24 protein-coding genes and 1 riboswitch are annotated in these 26,977 nt (G+C 71.9%); of the genes, 13 read left to right on the plus strand and 11 right to left on the minus strand.

Features of this window, described 5'->3' with window-relative positions:
* Positions 1-3: 3 nt before the first annotated feature.
* Positions 4-717 (minus strand): DUF4129 domain-containing protein, encoded by a 714-nt coding sequence (locus PHA84_RS08205; RefSeq protein ID WP_270887612.1) that lies wholly within the window; start codon positions 715-717, stop codon positions 4-6.
* Positions 718-925: 208 nt separating this feature from the next.
* On the opposite strand from PHA84_RS08205, the gene PHA84_RS08210 reads away from it, so the two are divergent.
* The 3 genes from PHA84_RS08210 to PHA84_RS08220 all read left to right on the plus strand — a co-directional run bounded on the left by PHA84_RS08210 (position 926) and on the right by PHA84_RS08220 (position 3,368).
* A complete protein-coding gene (locus PHA84_RS08210) occupies positions 926-1,960 on the plus strand; it encodes a sigma-70 family RNA polymerase sigma factor (RefSeq protein ID WP_270887613.1) in 1,035 nt (344 codons plus the stop codon).
* A gap of 7 nt (positions 1,961-1,967) precedes the next feature.
* Positions 1,968-2,582, plus strand: coding sequence for a maleylpyruvate isomerase N-terminal domain-containing protein (locus PHA84_RS08215; RefSeq protein WP_270887614.1), 615 nt, complete (start codon positions 1,968-1,970; stop codon positions 2,580-2,582).
* An 84-nt stretch (positions 2,583-2,666) separates the two neighbouring features.
* The gene (locus tag PHA84_RS08220; protein ID WP_270887615.1) at positions 2,667-3,368 is read left to right on the plus strand and encodes a hypothetical protein; all 702 of its coding nucleotides are present in this window, start codon (positions 2,667-2,669) and stop codon (positions 3,366-3,368) included.
* Here PHA84_RS08220 and valS read toward each other — a convergent pair.
* On the minus strand, positions 3,299-5,917 hold the full coding sequence (valS, locus tag PHA84_RS08225) for a valine--tRNA ligase (RefSeq protein ID WP_270887616.1): 2,619 nt from the start codon (positions 5,915-5,917) through the stop codon (positions 3,299-3,301). The two genes, PHA84_RS08220 and valS, sit on opposite strands and share 70 nt — an antisense overlap.
* Before the next feature lie 81 nt (positions 5,918-5,998).
* Between valS and PHA84_RS08230 the strand changes: the two genes are divergently transcribed.
* Positions 5,999-6,757, plus strand: coding sequence for a lysophospholipid acyltransferase family protein (locus tag PHA84_RS08230; RefSeq protein WP_270887617.1), 759 nt, complete (start codon positions 5,999-6,001; stop codon positions 6,755-6,757).
* A 21-nt stretch (positions 6,758-6,778) separates the two neighbouring features.
* Here the strand turns inward: PHA84_RS08230 and PHA84_RS08235 are convergent, their stop codons facing one another.
* The 5 genes from PHA84_RS08235 to PHA84_RS08255 form a co-directional block, all read right to left on the minus strand.
* On the minus strand, positions 6,779-7,315 hold the full coding sequence (locus PHA84_RS08235) for an NUDIX hydrolase family protein (protein ID WP_270887618.1): 537 nt from the start codon (positions 7,313-7,315) through the stop codon (positions 6,779-6,781).
* A 139-nt stretch (positions 7,316-7,454) separates the two neighbouring features.
* On the minus strand, positions 7,455-8,810 hold the full coding sequence (locus PHA84_RS08240; RefSeq protein WP_270887619.1) for an FAD-binding oxidoreductase: 1,356 nt from the start codon (positions 8,808-8,810) through the stop codon (positions 7,455-7,457).
* Positions 8,807-9,697, minus strand: coding sequence for an ECF transporter S component (locus PHA84_RS08245; RefSeq protein WP_270887620.1), 891 nt, complete (start codon positions 9,695-9,697; stop codon positions 8,807-8,809). Before PHA84_RS08245 ends, PHA84_RS08240 begins: the two co-directional genes overlap by 4 nt.
* Positions 9,694-11,370, minus strand: a complete 1,677-nt coding sequence (locus PHA84_RS08250; RefSeq protein ID WP_270887621.1) for an ABC transporter ATP-binding protein — start codon at positions 11,368-11,370, stop codon at positions 9,694-9,696. Before PHA84_RS08250 ends, PHA84_RS08245 begins: the two co-directional genes overlap by 4 nt.
* Complete coding sequence (locus PHA84_RS08255) at positions 11,367-12,458, minus strand: CbiQ family ECF transporter T component (RefSeq protein WP_270887622.1); 1,092 nt, start codon at positions 12,456-12,458, stop codon at positions 11,367-11,369. Before PHA84_RS08255 ends, PHA84_RS08250 begins: the two co-directional genes overlap by 4 nt.
* 119 nt (positions 12,459-12,577) lie before the next feature.
* Here PHA84_RS08255 and PHA84_RS08260 point away from each other — a divergent pair, with 119 nt between their 5' ends.
* Both PHA84_RS08260 and PHA84_RS08265 read left to right on the plus strand, forming a co-directional pair.
* Positions 12,578-13,006: a hypothetical protein gene (locus PHA84_RS08260; protein ID WP_270887623.1), complete on the plus strand. Its 429-nt coding sequence runs from the start codon at positions 12,578-12,580 to the stop codon at positions 13,004-13,006.
* Positions 13,007-13,123: 117 nt separating this feature from the next.
* Entirely contained in the window at positions 13,124-13,246 is a 123-nt protein-coding gene (locus PHA84_RS08265; protein WP_270887624.1) for a hypothetical protein, read from the plus strand.
* 124 nt (positions 13,247-13,370) lie between these two features.
* Here the strand turns inward: PHA84_RS08265 and PHA84_RS08270 are convergent, their stop codons facing one another.
* A complete protein-coding gene (locus PHA84_RS08270; protein ID WP_270887625.1) occupies positions 13,371-15,029 on the minus strand; it encodes a hypothetical protein in 1,659 nt (552 codons plus the stop codon).
* A 105-nt stretch (positions 15,030-15,134) separates the two neighbouring features.
* Positions 15,135-15,260, minus strand: a riboswitch (cobalamin riboswitch).
* Between the two features lie 340 nt (positions 15,261-15,600).
* On the opposite strand from PHA84_RS08270, the gene ileS reads away from it, so the two are divergent.
* Complete coding sequence (gene ileS, locus PHA84_RS08275) at positions 15,601-18,900, plus strand: isoleucine--tRNA ligase (protein ID WP_270887626.1); 3,300 nt, start codon at positions 15,601-15,603, stop codon at positions 18,898-18,900.
* On the opposite strand, the gene PHA84_RS08280 is transcribed toward ileS, so the two are convergent.
* On the minus strand, positions 18,881-20,305 hold the full coding sequence (locus PHA84_RS08280; protein WP_270887627.1) for an HNH endonuclease signature motif containing protein: 1,425 nt from the start codon (positions 20,303-20,305) through the stop codon (positions 18,881-18,883). The two genes, ileS and PHA84_RS08280, sit on opposite strands and share 20 nt — an antisense overlap.
* 186 nt (positions 20,306-20,491) lie before the next feature.
* Between PHA84_RS08280 and PHA84_RS08285 the strand changes: the two genes are divergently transcribed.
* Complete coding sequence (locus PHA84_RS08285) at positions 20,492-21,880, plus strand: bifunctional folylpolyglutamate synthase/dihydrofolate synthase (protein WP_270887628.1); 1,389 nt, start codon at positions 20,492-20,494, stop codon at positions 21,878-21,880.
* Between the two features lie 150 nt (positions 21,881-22,030).
* On the opposite strand, the gene PHA84_RS08290 is transcribed toward PHA84_RS08285, so the two are convergent.
* A complete protein-coding gene (locus tag PHA84_RS08290) occupies positions 22,031-22,162 on the minus strand; it encodes a hypothetical protein (protein ID WP_270887629.1) in 132 nt (43 codons plus the stop codon).
* A 171-nt stretch (positions 22,163-22,333) separates the two neighbouring features.
* On the opposite strand from PHA84_RS08290, the gene PHA84_RS08295 reads away from it, so the two are divergent.
* Positions 22,334-22,726 carry a DUF4233 domain-containing protein gene (locus PHA84_RS08295; RefSeq protein ID WP_270887630.1) on the plus strand — a complete coding sequence of 131 codons (393 nt, stop codon included), beginning with the start codon at positions 22,334-22,336 and terminating at the stop codon, positions 22,724-22,726.
* 10 nt (positions 22,727-22,736) lie between these two features.
* Positions 22,737-23,165, plus strand: a complete 429-nt coding sequence (gene ndk / locus PHA84_RS08300; protein ID WP_270887631.1) for a nucleoside-diphosphate kinase — start codon at positions 22,737-22,739, stop codon at positions 23,163-23,165.
* A gap of 3 nt (positions 23,166-23,168) precedes the next feature.
* Here ndk and PHA84_RS08305 read toward each other — a convergent pair whose 3' ends face one another.
* Complete coding sequence (locus PHA84_RS08305; protein ID WP_270887632.1) at positions 23,169-23,684, minus strand: MarR family winged helix-turn-helix transcriptional regulator; 516 nt, start codon at positions 23,682-23,684, stop codon at positions 23,169-23,171.
* Positions 23,685-23,752: 68 nt separating this feature from the next.
* Between PHA84_RS08305 and PHA84_RS08310 the strand changes: the two genes are divergently transcribed.
* From PHA84_RS08310 to PHA84_RS08320, 3 genes are all read left to right on the plus strand, one after another.
* Complete coding sequence (locus tag PHA84_RS08310; RefSeq protein WP_270887633.1) at positions 23,753-25,033, plus strand: MFS transporter; 1,281 nt, start codon at positions 23,753-23,755, stop codon at positions 25,031-25,033.
* An 81-nt stretch (positions 25,034-25,114) separates the two neighbouring features.
* The gene (locus PHA84_RS08315; protein ID WP_270887634.1) at positions 25,115-26,149 is read left to right on the plus strand and encodes a rod shape-determining protein; all 1,035 of its coding nucleotides are present in this window, start codon (positions 25,115-25,117) and stop codon (positions 26,147-26,149) included.
* A gap of 2 nt (positions 26,150-26,151) precedes the next feature.
* Positions 26,152-26,976 carry a rod shape-determining protein MreC gene (locus PHA84_RS08320; RefSeq protein WP_270887635.1) on the plus strand — a complete coding sequence of 275 codons (825 nt, stop codon included), beginning with the start codon at positions 26,152-26,154 and terminating at the stop codon, positions 26,974-26,976.
* The last annotated feature ends 1 nt before the right edge of the window (position 26,977 follow it).

Genomic DNA, 26,977 nt, shown 5'->3' on the forward strand with positions numbered 1-26,977 from the left:
CGGTCACCGTCCCGTGCCCACGGTGCTGGAGCTGGCGCGACGTCGGGCCTGCGACCTCAGGTCGTCCTGCACCAGCCGTAAAGCCTGCGCCGCCTCGGTTCGCATGCTCTCCTCGACCGGATGTCGCGAGAAGCGCGCCTCGCGGTAGAGCTCGGCCAGCCGGTCCAGCGGCTCACGGCGTACGGCGTACGCACCGAGCACCGCTGTGACCAGCTCGGCCGCCGTGCGCGCGTCATCCGCGCCCACCCCGGTGGACCGGACCGCCTCCTCCAGGGCGAGCCATGCGGCGATGACGGCGTTCGCCGGCGTGCCGTGCGCCAGCAGGGCCTCGGACTCCCGGGCTCGTTCGAGCAGCGTCTCGGGCAGGACCTCGGAGAACGCCGTCTCGCTCCGCGGACCGCCGCGGGCGAACCACCGCTCGAGGAGCGCGCGTGCCACGACGACGAGCACGGCAAGGACCACGACGGCGAGGAGCAGCTTCATCACCCAGTCGACCACGTCGACGACGAACGGGTTCGTGGCCCGGGGCCCTGTCCCGCGGGCGCCGTGCGCCGTGGGGTCGGGGCCGGTCGCGTACTCCTGCCCGGGCGCCTTCGCCTCGACGCCGGAGAAGGCGGGCGTGGTGAGGAAGCGCACCGGACCGGCAGCCGACGCCCAGGCGGAGAGCAGCAGCACGGCAGCAGTCCCCGCGGCCAGCGCTGCTCCTCCACGTCTCACGGTCACCCACCCTAGGGACGACCCGCCCGGTCCGCGCGCAGCTCGTGCCGATCGCGCACGATTCGTGACCGCGATGAGTTCTGGGGCCGGCGGAGGTCTCTCTTCTGTAGGCACTACCAGTTCTGTCGGCACTGTCGGCACTGTCACCCTGTCGGTCCCGCGTGCCAGGCTGGGACTCACTGCCGGCAGACCGACCCAGGAGGACACGATGACGCAGGTGCGCGACCGCAGGGGGCTCGAAACGGCCGACGATGTCACGTCCGAAGTCCCGGACTTCCCGGAGGCCACCGACGGCTTCCGTCGCGAGCTGACGGCCCACTGCTACCGCATGACTGGGTCGATCCACGACGCGGAGGACCTCGTCCAGGAGACGTACCTGCGTGCCTGGCGCGCCTACGCCGCCTTCGAGGGTCGCTCGTCGGTGAGGACCTGGCTCTACCGGATCGCGACGAACGTCTGCCTCACCGCGCTCGAAGGCAAGGACCGGCGGCCGCTGCCCACCGGTCTGGGCGCGCCCGCGAGCGACCCCGGGGAGGCGGTCATCGAGTCAGCCGAGGTGTCGTGGCTGGAGCCTGCGCCAGACCCACTGCTGGCCGCAGAGGCCACCGACCCGGCGACCATCGTGGCTCAACGCGAGAGCATCCGGCTGGCGTTCGTCGCAGCCCTGCAGCACCTGCCTGCCCGCCAGCGCGCGGTCCTCATCCTGCGCGACGTGCTCCGGTGGAAGGCCTCGGAGGTGGCGCAGGCGCTGGAGAGCAGCGAGGCAGCGGTGAACAGTGCGCTCCAGCGCGCCCACGCGCAGCTGGCCAAGGCCAACGTCACGCAGGACAGCGTGGACACCGACCTCGACGCGGCGCAGCAGGTCCTGCTGGACCGGTATGTGAAGGCCTTCTGGGAGAAGGACATCTCGGCCATCGTGTCGATGCTGACTCGGGACGCGGTGTGGGAGATGCCGCCGTTCACGGGGTGGTACCTGGGCGCCCACAACATCGGCCGGCTGATCGACACGCAGTGCCCCGGCGGACAGCACGACATGCCGATGGTGACGACCAGGGCGAACGGCCAGCCGGCGTTCGGCCTGTACATGCGCCAGGCGGACGGCACGTTCGAGCCGTTCCACCTGCAGGTCCTGACCCTCGACGGCACGCGCGTCAGCCACGTCGCGGCGTTCTTCGACCCGGCCCTGTTCGCCACCTTCGGTCTGCCGGCGTCCCTGCCGGCCGACTACGGCCGCGAGACGTGAGGCGGCGATGACGTCGGCCCCCGGGCCAGCGGCGTGGCAGAACCCGACGGCGTGGCAGGGGGGGCCGGCCGCCGAGCTGCTCGACCGGGCAGTGGCATACACAGCCGGCTGCCTGGCGCTGGTCGGCGACGGGACCGCCGGCCTGGACCGCCGGACGCCGTGCCGGGGGTGGACGCTGAAGGACCTGCTGCTGCACCTCGACGACTCCCTGGCTGCCCTCACCGAGGCCGCCGGTGCGCCGGTGCTGTCCCTGGTTCCCGTACCAAGGCCGGCGGAACCGGGGGTCCTGCTGTCTGGCCTGCGACAACGCGCCTGTGCGCTGGTGGCGCAGTGGATGCGGCCCGCGAGCCCGGTCGTGCGGCTGGGGTCGGCGACCCTGTCCCGGGAGACCCTCGGCGCCGTGGGCGCCCTCGAGATCACGCTGCACGGGTGGGACGTGGCCGAGACCGTGGGCCTGCCCCGGCCCATCCCGGCAACGCTCGCGATGGACCTGTGGCCCGTCGCCCGTGACCACATCACCGAGGACGACCGTCCGACACGGTTCGGCCGACCGCTGGGCGTGGGCGACGCAGACCCCCCGGCGGTGCGACTGCTGGCTCACGCCGGGCGGCGTGCCCTGTAGACGGTCAAGGCGAACAGGTCCTTCCTGCTGTGGGCCTGCTCGGGATGCTGGACGCGCACCGGCGGCACCGGACAGGATGGGGTCATGTCCTCGGGTTTCCGGCTGCGCAGCGGCGACCTCGGCCCCATCCAGCAGAGCCCGGTGACCTGCGGCTCCGCGTGCCTGACCGTGGCTCGCATGCTGGTGAACCCCGCCTTCGCGCGCTGGATCGTCAGGGGCGAGGGACCGCGGGGCGACGCTCCCGCCGGGGCAAGCGAGCAGGAGCGCTTCGCGGCGTACGAGCGCGTCGTCATGGCTCGCACCAACGGCCTGTTCGGGGCGGGTCGGCGCCTCAACCTTCCCTGGCCCCACGCCCTCGGCACCCCGCCGTGGGGCGCGCGGAAGGAGCTGGAGTTCGGCGCAGCACGGCGGGGCACCGACTACCAGCTCCGGGTCGTGCGCCACCTCACGACCCGCGGCCTGCGCGAGGCGCACTCCCGGCTCGTCGAGGTCGTCGGCGACGGGGAGCCGGCCCTGCTCTACCTCGGCAGCGCGACGCTGCCCCGGCATGTAGCGCTCGTGCTGCCCGGCGACGGCGACCGGGTGCTGGACGTGTACGACCCCGCCACCGGACAGGTGACCCTGCTGGACCAGGAGCGGTTCGCCTCCAGGGAGTTGCGGGTCGCAGGGTGGAACGTCCCGTGGATCACGGTGCAGCCCAACGGCCTCCGCAAGGCTCACGCGTTCGGCTTCGCCACCGGGATCAGCTCTGCGTCGCGCACCTCGGGCATCTCTGCCTCGGCATAGTCCAGCGCTCCGGTGATCCGGCCGGCAGCGCGCAGGTCCGCCTCCGCGTGCCGGACCAGCTCGGCCCACGGCGCGGGCCCGGCCAGCACCATGGAGGCGACCTCGGCCCGCATGCCGACCTTGGCCTCCGACTTGGTCCTGCGGATCCCGGCCAAGGCCTCCCCGACGGCCGTCAGCAGGGCCGCGTCCCCGCCACGCCCGGCGGGGACGTCGGCGCTGCCCGGCCACGGCGCCCGGTGAACCGAGCCCTCGTGCCACCACGACCACACCTCCTCGGTGACGTACGGCAGCAGCGGTGCGAAAAGCCGGAGCAGGACGTCGAGCGCGATCCGCAGCGCGGCGCGGGCCGAGGCCGCCGCGGCGTCGCCGCGACCGCCGTACGCCCGGTCCTTGACCAGCTCGAGGTAGTCGTCGCAGAAGGTCCAGAAGAAGGTCTCGGTCACCTCCAGGGCTCGCGTGTGGTCCCAGGCCTCGAAGCCGGCGGTCGCCTTGTCGACGACCTCGGCTAGCCCGGCAAGCATCGCCTGGTCCAGCGGTTCGGTGACCGCGTGGGCAAGGTCGCCCTCGACGTCTCCGAACGAGAGCGCGAACTTCGTGGCGTTGAGGATCTTGATGGCCAGCCGGCGGCCGACCTTCATCTGGCCCGTGTCGTACGCCGCGTCCGAGCCGAGCCGCCCGCTCGCCGCCCAGTAGCGCACGGCATCGGCGCAGTGCTCCTTCACGACGTCCTCAGGCGTCACGACGTTGCCCTTGGACTTGCTCATCTTCTTGCGGTCCGGGTCGAGGATCCAGCCCGACAGCGCTGCATGTCGCCATGGGACCGAGTCGAACTCGAAGTGCGCCCGCACGATCGTCGAGAACAGCCACGTCCGGATGATGTCGTGGGCCTGTGGCCGCACGTCCATCGGGAAGACGCGCGCGAAGAGGTCCGGGTCGCCGCGCCAGCCGCCGGCGATCTCCGGCGTCAGGGACGAGGTGGCCCAGGTGTCCATCACGTCCGGGTCCCCGACGAAGCCGCCGGCCTGGCCGCGCTGGGACTCCTCGTAGCCGTCGGGCGCCTCGGCCGCGGGGTCGACGGGGAGCTGGTCCTCAGAGGGGACCAGTGGCTTGTCGTAGACCGGGTCGCCGGACTCGTCCACCGGGTACCAGACCGGGATGGGGACCCCGAAGAAGCGCTGCCTGGAGACGAGCCAGTCGCCGTTGAGGCCGCTGACCCAGTTCTCGTACCGGGAGCTCATGAACGACGGGTGGAACTCGACCTCCCGCCCGCGCTCGAGCAGCTCGGCGTTGAGGTCGGCGTCGCGGCCGCCGTTGCGGATGTACCACTGGCGCGACGTGACGATCTCGAGCGGCTTCTCGCCGCGCTCGTAGAAGTTCGCCTTGCGCTGCGTGGGCACCGGATCACCCTCGAGGTCGCCGGACTCGCGGAGCGCGGCCACGACGGCCTCGCGGGCGCTGAACGTCGTCTTGCCGGCCAGCTCCTGGTCGAACAGGCGCCGGCCGGAGCCGGTGGGGATCCACTCCGGGACCTCCTGCTGCAGCCGCCCGGTACGCGTGATGACCGACCTCGTGGGCAGCCGCAGCTCCCGCCACCACAGCACGTCCGTCAGGTCGCCGAAGGTGCAGCACATCGCGATCCCGGCGCCCTTGTCCGGCTCGGCGGCCGGGTGGGCGAGCACGGGGACCTCGACGCCGAACAGTGGCGAGCGCACCGTGGTCCCGAACAGCCCGGCATACCGCTCGTCGTCGGGGTGCGCGATGAGCGCCACCACTGCCGGGATCAGCTCCGGCCGGGTGGTCTCGATGAACACCGGCGCGGCGTCCTGGCTCGTGGGATGGAAGGCGACGCGGTGGTAGGCGCCGGGGTAGTCGCGTGCCTCCAGCTCGGCCTGGGCCACCGCCGTCTGGAAGGTGACGTCCCACAGGCCAGGCGCCTGGGACTGGTACGCCTCCCCGCGGGCGAGGTTGCGCAGGAACGCCTGCTGGGCCGTCGCACGAGAGTGGTCGTCGATCGTGCGGTAGCTGATGTCCCAGTCGAAGGAGAACCCCATCCGCCGGAACAGCGACTCGAACGCGGCCTCGTCCCGCACGGTGAGCTCGTCGCAGAGCTCGATGAAGTTGGCCCGCGAGATCGGCTGCTGGTCGGCGGCCTTGAGGCTCCGGACGTCTCCGGCGTGGGGTGGCTGGTAGCCCTCGACGAACGGCAAGGAGGCGTCGCCGCGCACACCGTAGAAGTTCTGGACCCGCTTCTCCGTGGGCAGGCCGTTGTCGTCCCAGCCGATCGGGTAGAACACCTCGAACCCGGCCATCCGCTTGTAGCGGGCCATGCAGTCCGTGTGGGTGTACGAGAACACGTGGCCCATGTGCAAGGAGCCCGACGCGGTGGGTGGAGGGGTGTCGATCGAGAAGACCTGCTCGCGCGTCTTCGAACGGTCGAACCGGAACGTCCCCTCCCGCTGCCAGACCTCGGCCCACTTGTCCTCCAGGCCGTCGATGGAGGGCTTGTCGGGGATGGTGGCGGCGCCAGGCGTGGAGGGTCCGTCGGTCATGGCGTGAATCTTCCCATCCCGGGTCGTGAGCCCGCACACCACCGGGCGGGCACGCCGAGGCGCGCCCCCTAGGGTTGGCGCATGGAACCCGTCTACACCCCCGTCATCGGGTTCGCCCGTCTGCTGTTCGCGGCCCAGGGGCTCAAGCTCACGATCAGGGGCACCGAGAACGTGCCGCGCCCCGGTGGAGCCGTCATGGCCGTCAACCACACAGGCTACTTCGACTTCACGTATGCCGGGCTGGCCGGGGTCAAGGCCGGCCGGCTGGTGCGGTTCATGGCGAAGAAGTCCATCTGGTCCAACCCGGTGGCCCGGCCGCTCATGACGGGCATGCACCACATCCCCGTCGACCGGGAGGCAGGACAGGGCTCGTTCGACGCCGCGCTCGAGGCCTTGCGACGTGGTGAGATCGTGGGTGTCTTCCCCGAGGCCACCATCTCGCGCTCCTTCGAGCTGAAGGCCTTCAAGTCCGGCGCCGTACGCCTCGCGCAGGACGCCGGGGTGCCGGTCCTGCCGGTGACCATCTGGGGCTCCCAGCGCGTCTGGACCAAGGGCCAGCCACGCCGGATGGGGCGCCACGGCATCCCGATCTTCATCACGGTGGGTGCGCCGATCGCCGTGGACAGCCACGAGAACGCCAACGAGGCGACGCAGCGGGTTCGTGCGGCGATGGAGGCACAGCTGCACGCCGACCAGGCCACGTACCCCTCGTGGCCGGAGGCGGAGCGTCACCTCCTGCCGGTACGGCTGGGCGGCACTGCGCCGACGCGCGAGGAGGCCGACGCCCTCGACCTGGCCGACAGCAGGCGCCGCGCGACCCGTCCCGCGGGACGGGGCTGAGCGGTCCGGCGCCTACGCCACCTAGAGCGCGTGGCCCAGGTGGGCGAGGGCCTGGCGCAGCAGCACGCCGTGGCCGCCGTCCATCTCGGCCAGCAGCGAGGGCTCGCCGGCCTCCTGAGGGCTGAGCCAGGCCAGGTCGAGGGCGTCCTGCTGGGGGTGGCAGTCGCCGGCCACCGGGACGACGAAGGCGAGCGAGACGGCGTGCTGGCGAGGGTCGTGGAACGGCGTGACGCCGGGGGTGGGGAAGTACTCGGCCACGGTGAACGGCTGGGGGCTCGCCGGGATCTGGGGGAGCGCCATCGGGCCGAGGTCCTTCTCGAGGTGACGGATGAGCGCGTCACGGACCCGCTCGTGGTAGAGCACCCGCCCCGAGACCAGCTCCCGGTTGATCCGGCCGTCCGAGGCCCGCAGCAGCAGGCCCACCGCCGTCAGGGCGCCACGCTCGTCGACCCGGACGGGCACTGCGTCCACGTAGAGGATCGGCAACCGCTCGCGGGCGGCGTCGAGCTCCTCGTGGGTCAGCCAGGACTCGCTGCGTTCGAGGTCGAGGGGGCTCATGGCGTCGTTTCTACCAGTCGGCCCAGCACGGCAACACGGCTGCCCGGTCAGTCGTGCCCCGTCAGTCGTGCCCCGTCAGTCGTGCCGGGTCAGGCGTCCCCGGTCAGTCGTGCCCCGTCAGTCGTGCCCGGTCAGCCGCCTACGACCAGTACACGCGGCCGGGGTTGAGGATTCCCCGCGGGTCGAAGAGCGCCTTGAGGGACCGCTGGCGCTCCAGCGAGGCGCAGCCCACCTCCTGCGGCAGCCACCGAGCCTTGAGCGAGCCGACACCGTGCTCGCCGGTGATCGTCCCGCCCATCGACAGGGCCACCTTGACGAGGTCGCCGAACGCCTCCTCGGCGCGGTGCCTGCTGGCCTCGTCCGCCGGGTCGTAGAAGAAGGACGGGTGCAGGTTCCCATCTCCACCGTGGCCGGACATCGAGATCTCGACCCCGGTGCGGGCGGAGATCTCGTGCCCCGCGGCGATGAGCCGGGTCAGATCGCCCACCGGGACGCACAGGTCCTCGATGAAGTGGGTGCCCTTGGCCACCAGCCCGTGGTGCAACGCCCGCCGGCCGGCGAGCAGGGCGTCGCTCTCCTGAGCGTCGTCGGCGACCGCCACCTCGGTCGCCCCTGCGTCGGTGAGGACCGCGGCATACCGCTGGACGTCCTCCGCCGTGTGGCCGGGCCGGTCGGACTGCACGATGAGCGCGGCGGCGCAGCCGGCCGGGAAGCCGAAGTCGGCGATCGACTGGACGGCGGCGATGGAGGTCGCGTCGAGGAGCTCGAGCAGGCTCGGGCGGTGGCGGTCTCGTCGCAGCCGGAGGATGGCCTCGCTCGCTTCGCCGAGGGTGGCGAAGGTGGCCAGGACGGTCAGCGCGGGGTCCGGTGCCGGTAGTAGCCTGAGCGTTGCCTCGGTGACGACGCCCAGGGTCCCCTCCGAGCCGACGAAGAGACCGGTGAGGTCCAGGCCTGCGACTCCCTTGGCCGTGCGGCGCCCGGTGCGCATCACCTCACCGCCGGCCAGCACGACCTCGAGGCCGCGGACGTAGTCCGCGGTGACGCCGTACTTGACGCAGCACAGCCCACCGGCGTTGGTGGCGACGTTCCCGCCGATGGTGCAGAACGCCGACGAGGCGGGGTCGGGCGGGTAGAAGAGCCCCTGCGCGGCGGCCGCCGCCTTGACGTCCGCGGTCACCATGCCGGGGGACACGACGGCCAGACACTCGACCGGGTCCACGTCGAGCAGCGAACGGAGACGTTCGAGGCTCAGCACGATCCCGCCCTCCACGGCAACCGCACCGCCGGCGAGCCCGCTGCGAGCGCCTTGGGGTACGACCGGCGTACCCGTGTGGTGCGCGTAGGTCAGGACCTCCACGACGTCGTCGAGGTCTCGGGCGCGCACCACCTCGAAGTGGTCCGGGGCCGCGACACCGACCGACTCGTCGACAGCGTAGGTGGCCTTCACCTCCGGTTCGGTCACGGCACGGGCGGTGAGCGAGGAGGGCAGCGTCACCCCTCTAGGGTATGCCGCGTGGCCGGCGCGTCCGTGAAGGTGACCTCGCTGTCGAACGCGGCCCGCCGAGCGGCGCGCCGCAGGGTGGCCAGGATGGGCCGCGCTGTCGCGGCGACCAGGACGGCGTTCGTCAGGGCCCGCCCCACGTCCCACCACAGCGAGGTGGCGAGGGAGAAGACGAGGAAGCGGCGCAGGTTCTCGGCCGGTCCGGCGCCTGGGACGAAGGACAGGTCACCGCCCAGACCTGTGGAGAAGGGCCAGAAGGAGAAGTTGAGGGCCACGCCGTAGAGGAGGCCGGCCAGCGCTCCGTACCCGCACAGCAGGGGCACCTCCCATCGTCGCGGCATGCGAGGCAGCAGGCCGGCTCCGAGGCCCACCCAGGCCGCGCCCAGCATCTGGTACGGCAGCCACGGTCCTACGCCGCCTGTGACCAGCGCCGAGGCGAACAGCGTCGTCGCGCCCAGGACGAACCCGAAGCCGGGGCCGAACACCCGGCCACCCAGGATGAGGAGGAAGAACACCGTCTCCAGCCCGGCGGTCCCGGCACCCAGGGGCCGCAGGGCGGCCCCGACAGCGGAGAGCACGCCGAGCATCGCGATGGCCTTGACGTCCAGACCGCCCTCGCTGATCTCGAAGAGCACGACGGCCATCAGCAGGGGGAGCAGGAGCGCGAAGACCAGCGGGGCGTCAGTGCCGCTACCGAGCCGGGAGCCGGCCCCCGCGAGCAGGGGCCAGCCGAATGCCAGCAGACCGGCGACGGAGACGAGGACCAGAGCCGCGGTCGAGCGCGGGCGCAGGGCGATGGCGCGTCGGGAGCCGGGGGCCGTCGAGCCGGAGGTCGTCGAGCCGGAGATCGTCGAGCCGGAGGTCGTCGAGTCGGACGTCATGGCCGCCGCCCTACCGCAGCCTGCATAGCGCGCCGTACCTGTTCCACGGTGAGCAGGCGATGCGGCGCGACCACCTTGGCGACCTGCGGTGCGAAGGCCGGGGAGTCGCACAGGACCTCCGCCGTCGCCCCGTCGGCCACCACCCGACCCTCGGCGAGGACCACGACGCGGTCGGCTGCCACGGCCGCGAACTCCACGTCGTGGGTCGCCACCAGGACCGTTCGCCGGTCGTCGGCCAACGCCGCGAGGAGGACCCGGAGCGCCCGTTTCGCCGCGTAGTCCAACCCCCTGGTCGGCTCGTCGAGCAGCAGGACGGCCGGCGCGGGGGTGAGCTGGACCGAGAGCACCAGCGCGAGTCGCTGGCCCTCCGAGAGGTCGCGTGGATGGCGGTCGTCGGGCAGGCCCGGCGCCAGGCGGTCGAGGTAGCCACGGCAGGTGCCGTCCGGCGCGCCGGACTCACGGTCCGCCTGCCGGCACTCCGCACCGACCGACTCCCGGTACAGCAGGTCGGCGGCGCTCTGCGGCACAAGGCCCACCACCCCACGCCGCGACGAGGGCGGGAGGGTGGCAGGGTCGGTTGCCCTCGTCAGGCCCGCGGTGACCTCGACGGCCCCCCCGCTGCGTGGGCCGGAGCCCTGAAGCGCCCACAGCAAGGAGGACTTCCCGGAGCCGTTGCGGCCCATCAGAGCCACCACCTCCCCGCTCGCCAACGCCAGGTCCACCCCAGCCACCGCGGTCAGGGCCCCATGCCGGACCTGCACGCCGGTTCCGCGAAGCAGGATCGACCGTGTGGTCGCACTTCCGGTCGGGCCCACCACGGGGTTCCGCCCCGGCGCGACGTCGTCCAGCGCCTCGCGCAGCGTCACGCCGGCACGCCGGCCGTCGCGGATGGTCAGGGGCAGGGGGGACCAGCCGGCCCACCTGCCGAGCTCGACGAGGGGCGGCGCCAGTGGGAGGGTCGCGAGGACGTCGCCGGGCCTCCCCCAGGAGACCGTGCCCTCGCCGTCGACGGACACCAGCCGGTCCGCCATCCCGATGACGCGTTCCAGCCGGTGCTCCGAGAGCACGACAGTGAGCCCCAGGTCGTGCACCAGGCGTGACACCGTGGCGAGCACCTCCTCCGCGCCGACCGGGTCGAGCGCGGAGGTCGGCTCGTCCAGCACGACGAGCCGCGGGCCGGCGGTGAGGACCGACCCGATGGCCACCCGCTGCTGCTGACCACCCGAGAGGTCCGCCAGTGGCGCTCGCCGCAGGTCCGCGATCCCGAGGAGGTCCAGCACCTCTTCGACCCGACGACGCATCACCGGCGCCGGCAGGGCGAGCTGCTCCAGCGTGTAGGCGAGCTCCTCCTCGACCGTGTCGGTCACGAACCCGGCAGCCGGGTCCTGGCCCACCACGCCCACCAGGGCGGCGAGGTCGCGGGGCTTGTGGGTCCGCGTGTCGAGCCCGCACACGGTGACCCGGCCGGACAGGTGACCGCCGGTGAAGTGCGGGACCGTGCCGTTGACGGTCCCGAGCAGCGTGGACTTCCCTGCGCCGGTGGGTCCCGCCACAAGCACGAGCTCTCCCTCCTCGACGACCAGCGACGCCGCACGGAGCGCCGGCCGGCTCTGCCCGGCATACCGGACAGTCACGTTCTCGAGGGCGAGGCAGGGCTCGTGCGGTGACGTCATGCGGCGGCGCCACGGCGAGCGACGGGCGGCGGCGGCGCGAGCAGGGCCGGAGCCGCGCCGACAGCCAGGGCCAGGACGCCGGGCCAGGGGAGCGCCGGCCAGCCGAGCGGCTCCAGGGGCAGGCTGATGCTGGTCGGCTGATGAGCCGCCAGGACGACCATGAGGGTGCCGGCGGCCACTCCGGACCCGGCCACCGCCCACTCCGGTCCTGCCCAGGCGTCCGGACGGTAGACGGTTCGGTGCACGCCCCGTCCACCGACGTGCAGGCCCAGCGCGCACAGCACCAGCCCTGCCGCGAGCAGGGGCCACCCGGCGATGCCGGTGCTCGTCTGGTCCAGGACGGCGTACAGGCCTAGAGCGGCACCGAGCAGGCCCGTCAGCGTGAGGAAGGCCGTGAGCCGCCGCGTGGCGGGGCGCTGCGCCGCACGGCGACCGTAGCCGCGCGAGTCCATGGCCGAGGCGAGCAGCAGCGAGCGGTCGAGCGTGTCCTGCAGGACCGGTAGGGCGATGCGACCGACCGTTCGCAGGCCGCCCCCCTGCTCTCCCCGGAGGGCTCTCGCCCGACGCACGCGCAGCACGCTCTCCGCGAGCTGAGGCGCGACGCTGACCGAGATCACGACCGCCGTACCGATCTCGTGGAGGGCGCTGGGCAGCGTCCGCAGGAGGCGCTTGGGGTTGGCCAGGGCGTTCGCCGCTCCGATACAGACGATGAGTGTGGCCAGCCGAAGGCCTTCCGCCGCGGCAGCGAGCAGGCCCTCGAGGTACAGCGGGCCCAGCAGGGTGATGCCGGGCAGGTGGACCCCTGGCAGGGCGAGCAGCCGTATGGTGCCGGCCTTCTGGCCGACCAGCACGTGCAGGACCACCCGCATCAGGACGACGGCAGAACCGAGGGCGAGGTACAGGCGGAACGCCCGTGCCCACGGTGAGCTGCCCCGCTTGGCGACCACCACCATCCCGGTCACGCTCACCGTGAGGAGCAGCAACAGCGGGTTGGTGGTGCGGGACGCCGCGACCGCCATGCCGATGGCCCACGCCCACCAGCCGACCGGGTGCAGGTCGCGGGGCAGGACCGAGCCTGCGAGACGCATCGGGCTATCCCGCGCTCCGCCGGCGCACCGCCAGGTACGCGGCGGTTGCGGCGACGGCGCCGACCAGGCCCAGGCCGGCGAGGAGCGAGGTCGGTGACCCGCCCGACGAGGTCGCGGCCGTGCGGCCGGCAGCCGGGGCCTGGTCCGGGCTGAGGGGAGCCGCGGAGACCCTCGTCCCGGTCGTGGAGGTGGCCGACGTAGTGGACGCAGCGCTCGTGGGTCGAGCCGAGCCGCGGGTCGCCTTGGCGGTCGCGCCGGTACGGGCCGGACCGCGTGTCGTCGTGCCGGGGGCGCGCGACGGGGCAGTCCCCGGGCTGCGGGGCGTCCCTGCACCCGACGAGGACGGGCTAGCGGCCGGGCCGGTCCTGCGCGACGACGGCCGGGTGGCAGGCGTCGAGGGCGTCGCGCTGCGCCTGGGGGTCGCGGTCAGGGTCGCAGTCGGGCTCCGGGTCGTCGGCGTGGTGGCCGCCCTCGCCGGTGGTGGCGTGCTCGGTGGCGCGCCGGCGCCGAACGCGAAGCCGAGCACGGTGCCGGGCGCCGGGTCGTAGTCGGCCACGCCCGAGCCGCTGTAGGTCCACGACCCACCCCGGGAAGCGTGGAAGAAGGCCCAGTAGGCGCTCGCCGGAGGCATCCGCTGACACGGGTCGCTGGCCGGGGCGCCGTTGATGCGGCACACCACCGTTCCGGGGTACTGCACCGGGCTGGTCACCGTAGCGACCGCCCGAAGGGCCGACATGGCCGACGAGGGGTCACCCCCTGCGCAGGACGTGGTGGAGGTGGACCCGTAGTCCACCACCACGGTGACGCCGGCAGTTCCCGAGCACGCTGATGCGTGCGCCGCGCCACCCGGCAGGGCGAGGCCACCGATCACCACGAGACCGGCCGCGGCGGTGAGCCGTGCGAGGGCCGCCATCAGGCGTGCGCGCCCTTGCGCCGGGCCAGGACGGTCGCCACGAGTCCCCCCAGGAGCAGCAGGGTGCCGAGCAGGACCAGGCCTGAGACCTCCGCACCGGTGAACGCCAGGCTGCCAGGAGCCGCGGAGGCCGCTGGGACCGAGGCTGGGTCACTGCGTTGGTCACTGGCTGCGTCGCCTGTGCCGGCGCTACCAGCGGGCTGCCCGCTCGTACTCGAGGCGGTGGTGGTAGCCGTGGTGGTGGTCGTCGTGGTCGTCGTGGTCGTCGGCTGGCAGCTGAGGGTGGGTGCCGTGGCGGCTGCCCCTTCGGCGGACACGGTGAGCAGGGACCCGCCGGCCAGGCCGAGCGTGGCCTGCGGGGTGGCGCGAAGCGTACGGTCCAGCAGGCCCTGGTCACCGGGCTTCGTCCTCGCGAGGGAGAAGTCGGCAGCGGTGAACGCGATGCCCCCGCGCAGGCGAGCCGCGAAGCGGCAGTCGAACTGGAGGCTCGCGAGGAAGGACTGGGCGCGCTTCTGCTGAGCCGCCCAACCCGCCGCTGCGAAGGCCTGGGCCGCCACGCCGGTGGTGTTGGCGTTCGCCGCGGGAGCGGTGGGGTCCGCGTTGCCGATGCCGCCGTCGGCGCGCTGGTGCGTCGACAGGTAGGTGAGGGCCTTGACCGTGAGGGCGTCGTCCGCACCGCGCAGGCCCACCAGCACCTGGGTCGCGAACGCCGTGGCGTCCGGGTCGCTCGCGCAGGCGCCACCTTTGGGCCCGAGGTCGCCACGGAAGCCGTCGTCGGCGCACTGCTGGTCGAGGAGGAACTGGGCGGCCGCGCCGGGCACGGAGCCGGTGGCACGGCCGAGCGCGATGAGGTCGAGCGACTGGCCGATGGTGTTGGAGTAGTCGCCGTACGCCGACTTGTCCGAGAACCGGCCGTCGGGGCCCAGCAGCCCCTGCAGCCTGCTGACCAGGTCCTGACCGCCGAACTGCGTCGGGTCGCCACCCTGAGCGACGACTCCCAGGACGAGCTTGCCGAGCGGGCCCGCGTAGGTCTCGGGGCTGGACGGGTTCTTCGCGCCCGGGTCGCCGACGTACGCGTTGACGTGGGCGGCGAGGTAGTCCGTCGCCGCGTCCGCCTCGTCCAGACCTACGCCCGCCCCGTCAAGACCCAGGACGGCGTCGATGGTGTTGCCGCCGTCGAAGAAGGTCGAGCCCGGGTAGGTGTAGCGGTCGCCGCGGGCGGCCAGCGTGCGCGCGATGAACCCGCCGGCGTATGCCGCCTGGACGGAGGGCCTTGCGGCCACGCGGGCCGACTGGCGGGCGGGCAGGTGCGCGAACGGAACCTGCGTGCCCGTCGCCAACGCCCTGCTCGCCGTGCTTTCGTGCGTCCCGGGCGACGTGCCGGTGCCCGCTGCCGCCGTCGCTCGGTCCGAGCGCGTCGTCGGCGCGGCCCCCGTCGTGACGGGCGTGGTGCTGACGGGCGTCGTGCTGGTCGGCGTGGTGGTGGGCGTGGTGGTGGGCGTGGTGGTGCTGGGCGTGCTGGTCACGGCGGTGGTCGTCGTGCGTGTGGGTGCGGGCGAGGTCCCGGCCGCGAGCGCGGCGCCGGGCGCCGCGAGCGCCGCGCCGACGGCCAGCGCGAGGACGGCGGCCGGACGGGCGCGTCGGATGGTGTGGTGCATGGTGCCTCTCAGAGCGAGCGGTGTCGCGACGGTGGCACCGGGACCAGAGAAAGACGAAACCCCCGGGAGCTGCACGCAGTGCAGTCTCGGGGGGCGGCTCGGACTGGTGTCCGGGCTCCGCCCCGCGTACCTCGACGGAAATGGAGCCGCTCCGCGTCCCAGGCAGTCCGGCTCGCCGCCAGGAAGGCGGCCTACGGTTGCGGGTCAGCGCCGGAGTTGGACCGGCTTCCCCTGGGTGCGCGTCGTGGTGCTACCCGAAGGCAGCGGTGCTCACCCTACACCGCGTCAGGGCGGCACTCGCCGGTCGAAGGGCTGTTCCGGTTAGACTTCCGTCACAGGCACAGACCCGGCTATCACCGGTGAGCCTCCGGAAGAACGGATCCGCCGCCGACGGGTCTCAGTAGAACCGGACGGGTGGGTCCGTCATCGCCCGGGGCAAGAGCGGTCGTCCGCGCGACAAGCTGGTCGTGGCGCTGGGCGGCAAGCGAGGTGGTACCGCGGTGCCGTCGGGAGGTCCGGCGACGTCGTCCTCGTGCAGGTGCACGCGAGCGATGTGAGGACTGCCGACACCATGACCTATCCCAAGGTCTCCTGCGACGCAACCGCCTTGACCCCCGGGTCGTCCCGTGAGCCGGTCGGCGTACCGTCCGCGCCAAGCTTTCCCGCGATCGAGGAGCGGGTCCTGCGGTACTGGGACGAGGACGGCACCTTCCTCGCCTCCGTGGAGAACCGGTCGGCCGGGCAGGACGGCGACAACGAGTTCGTCTTCTACGACGGCCCCCCGTTCGCGAACGGGCTGCCGCACTACGGCCATCTCCTGACCGGGTACGTCAAGGACCTCATCCCGCGCTACCAGACCATGCGGGGACGCCGGGTGGAGCGCCGGTTCGGCTGGGACACCCACGGCCTTCCCGCCGAGCTCGAGGCCATGAGCCAGCTGGGCATCAAGACGAAGGACGAGATCCTCGAGCTGGGCATCGAGGAGTTCAACGCCAAGTGCCGGGAGTCGGTCCTGAAGTACACCGACGAGTGGCGCGAGTACGTCACGCGCCAGGCACGCTGGGTCGACTTCGACCACGACTACAAGACGCTCAACCCCGACTACATGGAGAGCGTCATCTGGGCGTTCAAGGCGTTGTACGACAAGGGCTACGTCTACGAGGGCTTCCGTGTGCTGCCCTACTGCTGGAACGACCAGACGCCCCTGTCCAACCACGAGCTCCGGATGGACGACGACGTCTACCAGATGCGTCAGGACCCCGCCGTCACGGTGGGCCTGCGTCTGGAGACCGGCGAGCTGGCGCTGGTCTGGACGACGACGCCCTGGACGCTGCCGTCCAACCTGGCCGTGATGGTGCACCCGGACATCGAGTACGTGGTGGTCGAGACGGACCTTCCGACCGGTCGGCTCGAGCGATACCTGATCGGCGCCGAGCGGCTCCGGGCGTACGCACGGGACCTGTTCGGTGATGCCAAGGCCGACGTGGAGTCCTTCGTCGTCGAGAGGCTGACCGGCCGCGACCTGTTGGGACGGTCGTACACGCCGCCCTTCTCCTACTACGTCGGGCACGAGAACGCACACCGGGTGGTGGAGGCCGACTTCGTGACGACCGGCGACGGCACCGGGCTGGTGCACAGCGCCGGCGCGTTCGGTGAGGACGACAAGATCGTCACGGACCGCGAAGGTATCGAGCCGGTCATGCCGGTCGGCGCTGACGGTCGCTTCACCTTCCCCGTGGCCCAGTACGAGGGCATGCTCGTGTTCGACGCCAACCTGCCGATCATGGACGACCTGAAGGCCGCCACCCGCGGCGAGCCCTCCCACGGGGCCGTGACCGACGGCACCGTGCTGCTGCGGCGCGAGACCTACGACCACTCCTACCCGCACTGCTGGCGCTGCCGCCAACCGCTCATCTACAAGGCTGTGTCGAGCTGGTTCGTGGAGGTCACGAAGGTCAAAGAGCGGATGTTGGAGCTCAACGAGCAGATCGAGTGGGTTCCGGACCACATCAAGCACGGGCAGTTCGGCAAATGGCTGGAGAACGCCCGCGACTGGTCGATCTCCCGCAACCGGTTCTGGGGCAGCCCTATCCCCGTGTGGAAGTCGGACAACCCCGAGTATCCCCGCGTGGACGTGTACGGGTCCTTCGAGCAGCTGGAGCGCGACTTCGGCGTCACCGTCGACGACCTGCACCGGCCGTTCATCGACCGGCTGACCCGGCCGAACCCGGACGACCCGACAGGGCGGTCGACCATGCGTCGGGTCGAGGACGTGCTGGACGTCTGGTTCGACTCCGGGTCGATGTCCTTCGCGCAGGTGCACTACCCGTTCGAGAACGCCGACTGGTTCGAGCACCACTTCCCTGGTGACTTCATCGTCGAGTACATCGGCCAGACGCGCGGCTGGTTCTACACGCTCCACGTCCTGGCAACGGCGCTGTTCGACCGGCCGGCCTTCTCTGCGTGCGTGTCCCACGGCATCGTCCTGGGCTCCGACGGGCAGAAGATGTCCAAGTCGCTGCGCAACTATCCGGACGTGCGCGACGTCTTCGACCGGGACGGCGCGGACGCGATGCGCTGGTTCCTGATGTCCTCGCCCATCCTGCGGGGCGGGAACCTCGTGGTGACCGAGCAGGGAATTCGCGACGGCGTCCGGCAGGTCATCATCCCGCTGTGGAACACCTGGTACTTCTTCTCGCTGTACGCCAACGCCTTCCGGGGCGGTGAGGGGTACGACGCGAAGTGGTCGACGGCCTCGACGGACCGGCTGGACCAGTACCTCCTCGCCAAGCTGGGGCAGTTCGTGCAGGACATGCAGGACCAGCTCGACGTGTACGAGGTGGCAGCTGCGTGTGACACCACACGCAGCTTCCTCGACGTGCTGACCAACTGGTACGTTCGCCGGTCTCGCGAGCGCTTCTGGGACACGGGCGGCGGGTCTGGTGCGGAGCAGGCCTTCGACACGCTGTACACGGCGCTCGAGGTCGTATGCCGCGTTGCCGCGCCGTTGCTGCCGCTGACCACCGAGGAGATCTGGCGTGGCCTTACCGGGGGCCGGTCGGTGCACCTGACGGACTGGCCCGTGGCCTCTGACCTTCCCTCGGACGACGCTCTGGTGGCGGGGATGGACCGCGCCCGCGAGATCTGCTCCGTGGCCTCGTCACTGCGCAAGGCGAACGGCCTGCGGGTCCGGCTCCCGCTGCGGGACCTCACGGTGGTGGCCGCAGACGCAGCGGGGCTGAGACCTTTCGGGCCGATCGTGGCGGACGAGGTCAACGTCCGGACAGTCACGCTACGGGACATCAGCGACGCCAGCGAGGCCGACTTCGGCGTGTCCCAACGGCTCACCGTGAACGCCCGGGCCGCCGGCCCGCGCCTCGGTCGGGACGTGCAGCAGGTCATCAAGGGCAGCAAGTCAGGCGACTGGTCAGTGGCGGAGGACGGGACCGTGACCGCCGGTGGGCTCACGCTCGTAGCAGGCGAGTACACGCTGGAGACGGTCGTCGACGCAGAGAAGGAGACCGGTTCCCGGGCCACAGCCATGCTGCCGGGCGGCGGCTTCGTCGTGCTCGACACGGAGGTCACCCCGGAGCTGGCCCAGGAGGGCCTCGCCCGAGACATCGTGCGCGCGGTGCAGCAAGCGCGCCGCGACGCCGGCCTTCAGGTATCGGACAGGATCTCTCTCACGGTGACCGGGTCACAGGCGGTCTGGGAAGCCACCGTTGCGCACCAGAGCCTGATCGTGGAGGAGACCCTCGCGACGCAGTTCGGGTCGGCGCCGCAGCTCGAGGCGCTGCCTCAGCGTTCCGACGTCACGGAGACGACCGTAGGCGACGGCGAACCGGTGCGTATCAAGGTGATGCGGCTCTGAGTGACGGGGCTCTGAGCCTGCGTTCTCGCGCAGACACCAGCCGTAGGGGAACGCCGTCGGCGGAGCCCGCAGCGATCTCCGTGCCGCCATAGCCGTCCTGGACGAACTCGACGTCTCTCGCACGCATCGGCCCGCCCGCGGGACTGGGATAAGGCGCTGCCTCGTTGCTCGCTCGCGTCTCGGCCTGGCTCGGTCCACGGAGGTCTGCCCCGACTGGTTGGCACACGGGTACTCCGTAGCGGTTGGTGAAGATCAGCCCTGCAGGGTCGACGGGGTCGCCGCTGACGGAGTAGTCGCCGCGGTGGTGGGCGTCGTGGTGGAAGGGGCACAGGCTGAGCTGGCGGTCGTAGTCGGTGGCCCCGCCGTCAGCCCAGTGGTCGAGATGGTGCACCTCGACGAACCTCGTTGCTCCACAGCCTGGGAACCGGCAGCCGCGGTCGCGGTCCTCGATGAGCCGGCGAGTGCGCAACGGGACGATCCGCTGTCCGCGACCCACGCTGACCGGACGTCCGCCGGCCTCCCACAAGGGCTGCGCCGTGCCGTCACACGTGAAGCGGCCGGCAAGGGCCGGGGTGATCGCGCCTCCTCCACCGACCCAGGCGCCGTCCGTGCTGAGATGGACATAGACGCGATAGCGGGCGGCCCGGCCTGCCGACTGCACGGATGCAAGGGAGCGGGCGGCGACTTCGGCCAAGCCGTCCGCAAACGAGGGAGCGGCACCAGCGTGACCGCCCTCAGCGCCAGCGCTGTCGGCGTGGACGGCCGGGAACAGGGCGTCTCTGGCTTCTTTCACCGCCTGCTCGACCAGTGCGCCGACGTCGGCAGGCGCGGAGTAGCGGAGGTGGAAGCGGCCCACCTCGTCGTAGTGCATCGCCAGGTCTGGCTTGGCACCTGCTCGCTCCGCTCGGCGCCGGTCCTCGGCCTCTCGCAAGGCGGTCAGTGGGTCGGTGGCCCCGTCCGAGGGAGTGGCATTGGGTGGCGTCCCAGGCTCGAGGAAGACGGACCTGGACAGGGCGCGACGCAGCTGCGGAACGGTCGTGTGGCGGGCGAACCTCGCCAGGCCCGCCTGGTGGTCCGCCCGAGCGTGTCGAGCGAGGACGGCCGCCTGGTCGACGGACAGCTCGCCGGCAGCCAGCGCGGTCGCAGCGTCGGGAAGCTCGCCTCTTCGTCGTGCGATGCCGACGACGTCGGAGGCTCGGGACGGCGAGAGGCCTGCTCGGACCACCAGCCAGTGCTCGACGGACCTGAACCCGCCGTCGCCCCAGTGGCCACCTTCGATCAGCTGCACCGCGACGTCGACGAGGTCGGAATGGGCGCGGTTCAGCACGCCGGCCACCCGGCTCGCCCGTTCCCAGAGCTCCTGGGTGGTCGCTTCGTGAGCGACTGCGGCTGTGGCCAGGGACATACCGGAATCGTACGTATGTTCGAACGCCGGTAGCAAGGTCAAGGGGAAACCGACTTTTCACACCGCCGCGCCTCAGTTAAGGCTCGCTGGGCGCGAACCATGCCGGACCGGCCGGCGGACGCTGCCGACCCAGCTCCGTTCTGCCGGCGGCGGAGGCCGTGCGTGGGCTGGTGGATGATGGACCCCATGCCCCCCGCACCCGATGCCGCCCAGCGTGAAGCCGCGCGCACCCTCGAGGTCACCAAGCGGATGCGCCACGCCGAGGAGGCGATCCTCGCGCGCGCCCCCGAGCACGACCTTCAGCCCAGCCTGGACCGGATCCAGGCAGTCATGGAGCTCCTGGGCGACCCGCAGCGCACCTTCCCGGTCATCCACCTCACGGGCACCAACGGCAAGACGTCCACGACCCGGATCATCGAGTCTCTGCTGCGCGAGCTCGGCCTGAAGACCGGGCGTTTCACGTCGCCCCATCTGCACACCATGAGGGAGCGCATCGCGTTTTCCGGCCAGCCGATCAGCGCCGAGCGCTTCCTCGACGCGTACGAGGAGGTGCTGCCGTTCGTGGAGATGGTCGACGCCAGGTCGGTCGCCGACGGCGGACCGCCGATGACCTACTTCGAGGTCCTCGTGGCCGTTGCGTACGCAGCCTTCGCCGACGCTCCGGTGGACGTCGCCATCGTCGAGGTGGGGCTCGGCGGCAGTTGGGACGCCACGAACGTCGCGGACGGCACGGTGGCCGTCGTCACGCCGATCGCGTTGGACCACCAGCACTTCCTGGGCGACGACGTGGAGTCGATCGCCACCGAGAAGTCGGGAATCGTCAAGCCGGACGCGGTCGCCGTCGTAGGGGTGCAGGAGCCGGAGGTCGCCCAGATCCTTGCCGAGCGCGCCCACCAGGTGGGCGCGCGGATCGCCTTCGAGGGCAACGACTTCGGCCTCCTGACGCGTGAGGTCGCGGTCGGTGGGCAGCAGCTGTCGGTCCGCGGCCTCGGCGGCGACTACGAGGAGCTGGTCCTGCCCCTCCACGGCGCCCACCAGGCGCACAACGCCGCCCTGGCGATCGCGGCTGTCGAGGCGTTCCTCGGGGGCGGCGAGCAGCGCCTGGACCCGGAGGTCGTGCGGGCCGGGCTTGCCGCGGCCGCGTCTCCGGGGCGTCTGGAGATCGTGCGGCGGTCGCCGACGGTGATCGTCGACGCCGCCCACAACCCGGCAGGGGCGCTCGCCCTGCGCACCGCGCTGGAGGACTCCTTCACCTTCGCCCGCGTCATCGGGGTCCTGGCCATCCTCAAGGACAAGGACGCCACGGAGATGCTCGAGATCCTCGAACCGGTGCTCGACCATGTCGTGGTGTCACGGACGACGTCCCCCCGTGCGATGCGTCCGGACGAGCTGGGCGAGCTCGCCACCGACATCTTCGGCGAGGAGCGGGTCACGGTGGTGGCGGACCTGCCCGACGCCTTGGACCTCGCGGCCGGGATGGCGGACGAGGGTGGTCTGGGGGGCGGTGTGCTGGCAACGGGGTCGGTGACCACGGCCGCAGAGGTACGGATGCTTCTCGGGACCACCGAGGTCTAGCGGCGCAGCGCCTCAGCCCTCAGCGGCTCACCGCCTCAGCCCTCAGCGGCTCAACGCCTCAGCCCTCAGCGGCTCACCGCCTCAGCCCTCAGCGGCTCACCGCCTCAGCCCTCAGCGGCTCAACGCCTCAGCCCTCAGCGGCTCAACGCCTCAGCGCTTGCCGAGCTTGCTGATGTCGAGGTGCTCCTTGGCGTCCGACTTGGCCTGCTTGTCGGCCCGCTTCTCCTTCAGGCTCTTCCCGGCCTTCTTGGACAGGTGCTGTCGCGGTGACTTGTCGCTCATGGCTGCGTCCCCTTGTTCGGAAGCCCCGATGGCTCCAGCACCGACGGTACCCGCGTGGCGCCCCACGGCATACCCTCAGGTCATGTTCGGCAAGCTGATCATCCTCATCATCGTGGTGGCCGTCGCCTTCTGGCTCCTCACCAGGTTCCGCGACTCGGGCCGGGGGCGCCGGTGAGGGGGGTGGTCCTGTACGGCGCCCTCGGCAAGTTCACCTGGCGGATGCTCGCAACCGTGCTGGCCGGGCAGGGGGTCGTCGTCTTCCTTGGCGCCCTCGTCGCGCGCGGCCTGGCGGACGCCCAAGGGCATGACAGCGGGACGGCCCTGCTCTGGGTGGGGACCGCCCTGGCCGTTCTGTGCTTCCTGGCCGCCGGCCTCATGCGTCGGAGCTGGGGGGTGACGCTCGGATGGCTCATCCAGGTGGCGACGTTCGCCTCGGCGGCCGTCGTCCCGGCCATGCTCGGCGTCGGTCTGATCTTCCTGGTCCTGTGGGTCGGGTCGCTCGTGGTCTGCCGCAGGGTGGAGGACCAGGTGGCTGCTCGGCAGGGGTCCGGCGCGCCTGGGTAGGCTGACCGGCGTGACGACGCAGACGGAACGGTCCCTGGTCCTGGTCAAGCCCGACGGGTTCTCGCGTGGCCTCACCGGAGAGGTGCTCCGCCGCGTGGAGGCGAAGGGTTACACCATCGCCGCGCTCGCCGTGACGACCCCGACCCGCAAACAGCTGGCGGAGCACTATGCCGAGCACGAGGGGAAGCCGTTCTACGAGCCGCTCGTCGACTTCATGTCCAGTGGACCGGTGGCCGCCGTCGTCATCGAGGGCCACCGCTGCATCGAGGGCTTCCGCGCACTGGCGGGCGCCACCGACCCGACGGCCGCGCTGCCGGGCACCATCCGAGGGGACCTTGGCCGGGACTGGGGTCTGAAGGTCCAGCAGAACATCGTGCACGGCTCGGACTCCGCGGATTCCGCCACCCGCGAGATCGGGATCTGGTTCCCTGAGCTGTGACGCTCAGGCGGTCTCGATCTCGTCGAGGCCGCTGATCACGACCTCCAGGAGCGCCGCCAGCTCACCGCGCTCCTTCGACGTCAGCCGGGCCAGGGTGTCCGACTCCACCACGTTCGCCTCGCGGACCGCGCTCTCGAACAGCTCCCATCCCTGCTCCGTGAGCTCGACGAGCACCCTGGTGCGGTTCGCCGGGTCGGGGGACCGGCGCACGAGGCCCCGCCCGGCCATCCGGTCCAGCCGATGGGTCATCGAGGACGCCGCGACGTTGGTCACGTCGGCGAGGCGGGTGGGCGTGACCGGTTCGTCGCCGGCGGTCGCCAGATGCGCCAGCACCGACCACTCGCCGTGGGTGAGGCCGAGGTCGGCCAGCTGACGGCGGTACCACTGGTCCAGCTTGCGGGTCAGCGAGAACACCGCGGTGATGACCCTCTGCACGGACTCCTCGCCGCCGGCGGCCACGTAGGCAGCCACGGCATCGCGGTACTGCTGCTGGACGCTGGAGGCCCGTCGTGCCGACATGGCGCCATCCTCGCATGTTAGTGTTTCGAAGTCGAAATATTCGAAACCGAAGAAACGTTGTCCTTCCCATGCGCGCCCGCCTGCTCATCATCGCCTCCGCCGTTGCCATGCTCGGCTGGGGCACCGTCCTGCCGTACCAGTACGCCTACGCGGCCACCACCCGCGGGTGGGGCGCAGTGCTGGCCGCGGCGGCGTCCAGCCTCTTCTCCGTGGGCGCGCTGCTCGCCGCCCCCCTCGGGGGACGACTCGCCGACCGGGTGTCACCTGTCGCGGTGGCTGTCGGGGCCAAGGCCGTGGCCGCCGCAGGTGCAGCGTCGCTGATCTGGGCCGACGCGCCGCAGACCTTCCTGATGGGGATGTTCGTCTTCGGGCTCGGCATCACCGCAGCAGGCCCGGCGCAGTCCGTCCTCGTACTTCGCTGGGTCGGCGGCACCGACCGGCGGCGCGTGTTCGCCTGGCAGTTCACCGGGCAGGCCCTCGGGATGGCCGTGGGCGCGTTCGCCGCGGGGTATGTCGTGCGCCTGGACCGCGCGGACGGCATGTGGCCCGCCTTCGCCGCGGCTGCCGCGGGCTTCGTCCTGTCCGCGCTCCTTCTCCTGGTGGCCGGTGTCCTGCGGCGCGAACCCGTGCGCCGTGAAGCCGCGTTGCCAGAGCTGGACCAGGAGCCGTCCGCCGTGCCGGAGAGCCTCGTCGGCCACGGCGGAGCGCGGGAGGCACTGCGGGCCATCTGGGCCGTACCAGCGCTGCGGTGGACCGCGCTGGTGACGGTCACGCTGGCGCTGGGGTTCTACGCCCAGTTCGAGTCCGGCCTGCCGGCGTACGCCCTCACAGTGCTCGACGTCCACGAGACGACCATCGGGCTCGCAGCGGCGGTGAACTGCGTGGTGATCATCGTCCTGCAGATGCTCGTCGTGCGGCTCACCGCCCGGCGCGACGGGGCGACCCTGCTCATGGGAGTAGGGGTCGTCTGGACCATCTCCTGGCTCGTGCTGGCCGCGGCCGCCTTGGCCCCGGAGCTCGCAGCGACGCTCTTCGTGACCACCTTCGGGGTCTTCGCCGTAGGTGAGACGATGTACGCGCCGGTGCTGAACCCGCTCACCGCGGCTCTGGCGCCGTCCGGGCTGGTGGGGACGACCCTCGGAGTCTTCACCGCCCTGCAGACCGGGTTCTCCGCCGTCGGCCCGCTCGTCGCCGGGGTGATCCTCGGTGCCGGCCTCGGTGGGCTGTTCGTCGGCGTCCACATCGTCGTCAGCGTGGTGGCCGTGTTCGGCGCCTGGCGCCTGCGAGCCGTTCTGCGAGCCCATCGCTCCGCCGTGGGCCGTCCTGTGCGCACCGCCCTGGCGGCCTGAGCATCGCCGGCCCACGACACCGACCACAACACGCCGCGCGGCAGCCGGGACTCGTGCCAGGTCCCGCGTAGCATCACCGCCGTGAGCGCTGGCTGGGGCTGGAGGACGTTGGGTCGTGACCTCGCCATCGACCTCGGCACCGCGAACACGCTGGTCTACGAGCGTGGACGTGGCGTGGTGCTCGACGAGCCGTCCGTAGTGGCCGTGCAGGCGGGAACGAACCAGCTCGTGGCGGCGGGAAGCCGGGCGAAGGAGATGCTCGGCAGGACCCCTGGCCACGTGCAGGCCGTGCGCCCGTTGCAGGACGGCGTCATCTCCGACGCGGACGTCACGGAACGCATGCTGCGCTACTTCGTCGACCAGGTCCGTCCGTCACGGCTCGTCCGGCCCCGCATGGTGGTGTGCGTACCCAGCGAGGTGACCGGCGTCGAGCGCCGGGCGCTGGAGGAGGCTGCCGTGCGGTCCGGGGCCCGGCGGGTCTACGTCATCGAGGAACCGATGGCGGCCGCGATCGGCGCCGGCCTTCCGGTACACGAGACCTCGGCCTCCATGGTCGTGGACATCGGCGGGGGCACGACCGACGTGGCGGTGATCAGCCTCGGCGGCATCGTCACCTCGCGTTCGGTGCGCGTGGGAGGGGACGAGATCGACGAGGCCGTCATGGCTTTCGTCAAGAGCGAGTACAGCCTGCTGCTCGGTGAGCGCAGCGCCGAGGACATCAAGATCGCGGCCGGCTCGGCGTTCCCCCTTCGCGAGGAGACCAGCACGCGCATCCGCGGCAGGGACCTCGTGACAGGCCTGCCCAAGACCGTGACGATCTCGAGCCCGCAGGTGCGCCGCGCGATCGAGGCGCCGGTGCTCCAGATCGTCGAGCTCGTCCGCGCGACCCTCGACGTCTGTCCGCCCGAGCTGGCCGGTGACATCCTCGACAACGGCATCACCCTCACTGGCGGCGGCGCCCTGCTCCGTGGGCTCGACGAGCGGTTGCGGCACGAGCTGGGTGTCCCGGTCGCAGTGGCGGACGACCCGCTTCGGGCCGTGGTCCGCGGGTCGGGCCGGTGCGTCGAGGAGTTCAGCACGCTGCAGCGCGTGCTCGTCGACACCCGTCGCTACTGACGATGTCCTCACCGTCCTCGTCGTCCCACCGCCGTCTCCTCGTCCTCCTGGTCGCGGTCACGCTGGTGGTTCTGGCGCTCGACGTCGCAGGAAGCAGGGCCCCCTTGCGAGTGCGGGCGCTGGGGGGAGCGGTCTTCGGTCCGATCGAGCGCCTCGTGGCCTCCTCCCGGGAAGGCGACACCGTGGCGCGAGCGGGCGCGGTCCGCACCGCGACCGACGCAGACCTGCGAACAGCGGACGACGCGGCTGTCGCCGGCGTTGCGGCGCTAAGGAAGGCGCCGGAGACCACCGGCCGAAGGTTCGTGGCCGCCCGCGTCGTGGCGCTCGGACGGCAGGGCGCTGCGGGACCAGAACGGCTCACCATCGACGCGGGTTCCCGGGACCGAGTCCGCGTCGGGGCCGGCGTGGTCTCGGCCGACGGGGTCGTGGGTCGCGTCGTCTCCGTCTCGCCCTGGACTGCCGACGTGCTCCTGCTCGGCGCACCGGGACTGCAGGTCGCGGTAAGGGTGGGGTCGGCAGGCACCTTGGGGGCGGTCGGTCCCGAGCGAGCTTCGCACCCCGGCGCGGCAGGCCTGCAGCTCAGCCTCGTCCAGCTAGCGCCGGTCTCGGCCGGCGACATCGTCACCACGCTCGGGAGCATCGGTGGTGCGCCGTTCGAGCCAGGGCTGCGCGTCGGGACCGTGCGGCAGCTGGACACGCGAGCCGGTTCCCTGGTGCCCGCCGGCACCGTGACGCCGTCGGTCGATGTCGCCCGCCTGGACGTCGTCGGGGTCCTGCTCCCGCGGACACGCACGACGCCGCGACCGGCCGCCACCGGTGGTGGCTGAG

Source organism: Pedococcus sp. 5OH_020 (genome assembly GCF_027812955.1).
Classification (GTDB): Bacteria; Actinomycetota; Actinomycetes; order Actinomycetales; family Dermatophilaceae; genus Pedococcus.

Excerpts from the sequence above, each read along its gene's own strand:
- PHA84_RS08280 (WP_270887627.1), bottom strand. The coding sequence starts at position 20,305 with ATGTCCCTGGCCACAGCCGCAGTCGCTCACGAAGCGACCACCCAGGAG.
- PHA84_RS08305 (WP_270887632.1), bottom strand. The coding sequence starts at position 23,684 with ATGTCGGCACGACGGGCCTCCAGCGTCCAGCAGCAGTACCGCGATGCC.
- ileS (WP_270887626.1), top strand. The coding sequence starts at position 15,601 with ATGACCTATCCCAAGGTCTCCTGCGACGCAACCGCCTTGACCCCCGGG.
- PHA84_RS08320 (WP_270887635.1), top strand. The coding sequence starts at position 26,152 with ATGTCCTCACCGTCCTCGTCGTCCCACCGCCGTCTCCTCGTCCTCCTG.
- PHA84_RS08290 (WP_270887629.1), bottom strand. The coding sequence starts at position 22,162 with ATGAGCGACAAGTCACCGCGACAGCACCTGTCCAAGAAGGCCGGGAAG.
- PHA84_RS08250 (WP_270887621.1), bottom strand. The coding sequence starts at position 11,370 with ATGACGTCACCGCACGAGCCCTGCCTCGCCCTCGAGAACGTGACTGTC.
- PHA84_RS08215 (WP_270887614.1), top strand. The coding sequence starts at position 1,968 with ATGACGTCGGCCCCCGGGCCAGCGGCGTGGCAGAACCCGACGGCGTGG.
- PHA84_RS08265 (WP_270887624.1), top strand. The coding sequence starts at position 13,124 with ATGCGGCACACCACCGTTCCGGGGTACTGCACCGGGCTGGTCACCGTA.
- PHA84_RS08220 (WP_270887615.1), top strand. The coding sequence starts at position 2,667 with ATGTCCTCGGGTTTCCGGCTGCGCAGCGGCGACCTCGGCCCCATCCAG.
- PHA84_RS08270 (WP_270887625.1), bottom strand. The coding sequence starts at position 15,029 with ATGCACCACACCATCCGACGCGCCCGTCCGGCCGCCGTCCTCGCGCTG.
- PHA84_RS08235 (WP_270887618.1), bottom strand. The coding sequence starts at position 7,315 with ATGAGCCCCCTCGACCTCGAACGCAGCGAGTCCTGGCTGACCCACGAG.
- valS (WP_270887616.1), bottom strand. The coding sequence starts at position 5,917 with ATGACCGACGGACCCTCCACGCCTGGCGCCGCCACCATCCCCGACAAG.
- PHA84_RS08230 (WP_270887617.1), top strand. The coding sequence starts at position 5,999 with ATGGAACCCGTCTACACCCCCGTCATCGGGTTCGCCCGTCTGCTGTTC.
- PHA84_RS08210 (WP_270887613.1), top strand. The coding sequence starts at position 926 with ATGACGCAGGTGCGCGACCGCAGGGGGCTCGAAACGGCCGACGATGTC.
- PHA84_RS08285 (WP_270887628.1), top strand. The coding sequence starts at position 20,492 with ATGCCCCCCGCACCCGATGCCGCCCAGCGTGAAGCCGCGCGCACCCTC.
- PHA84_RS08255 (WP_270887622.1), bottom strand. The coding sequence starts at position 12,458 with ATGCGTCTCGCAGGCTCGGTCCTGCCCCGCGACCTGCACCCGGTCGGC.
- PHA84_RS08245 (WP_270887620.1), bottom strand. The coding sequence starts at position 9,697 with ATGACGTCCGACTCGACGACCTCCGGCTCGACGATCTCCGGCTCGACG.
- PHA84_RS08310 (WP_270887633.1), top strand. The coding sequence starts at position 23,753 with ATGCGCGCCCGCCTGCTCATCATCGCCTCCGCCGTTGCCATGCTCGGC.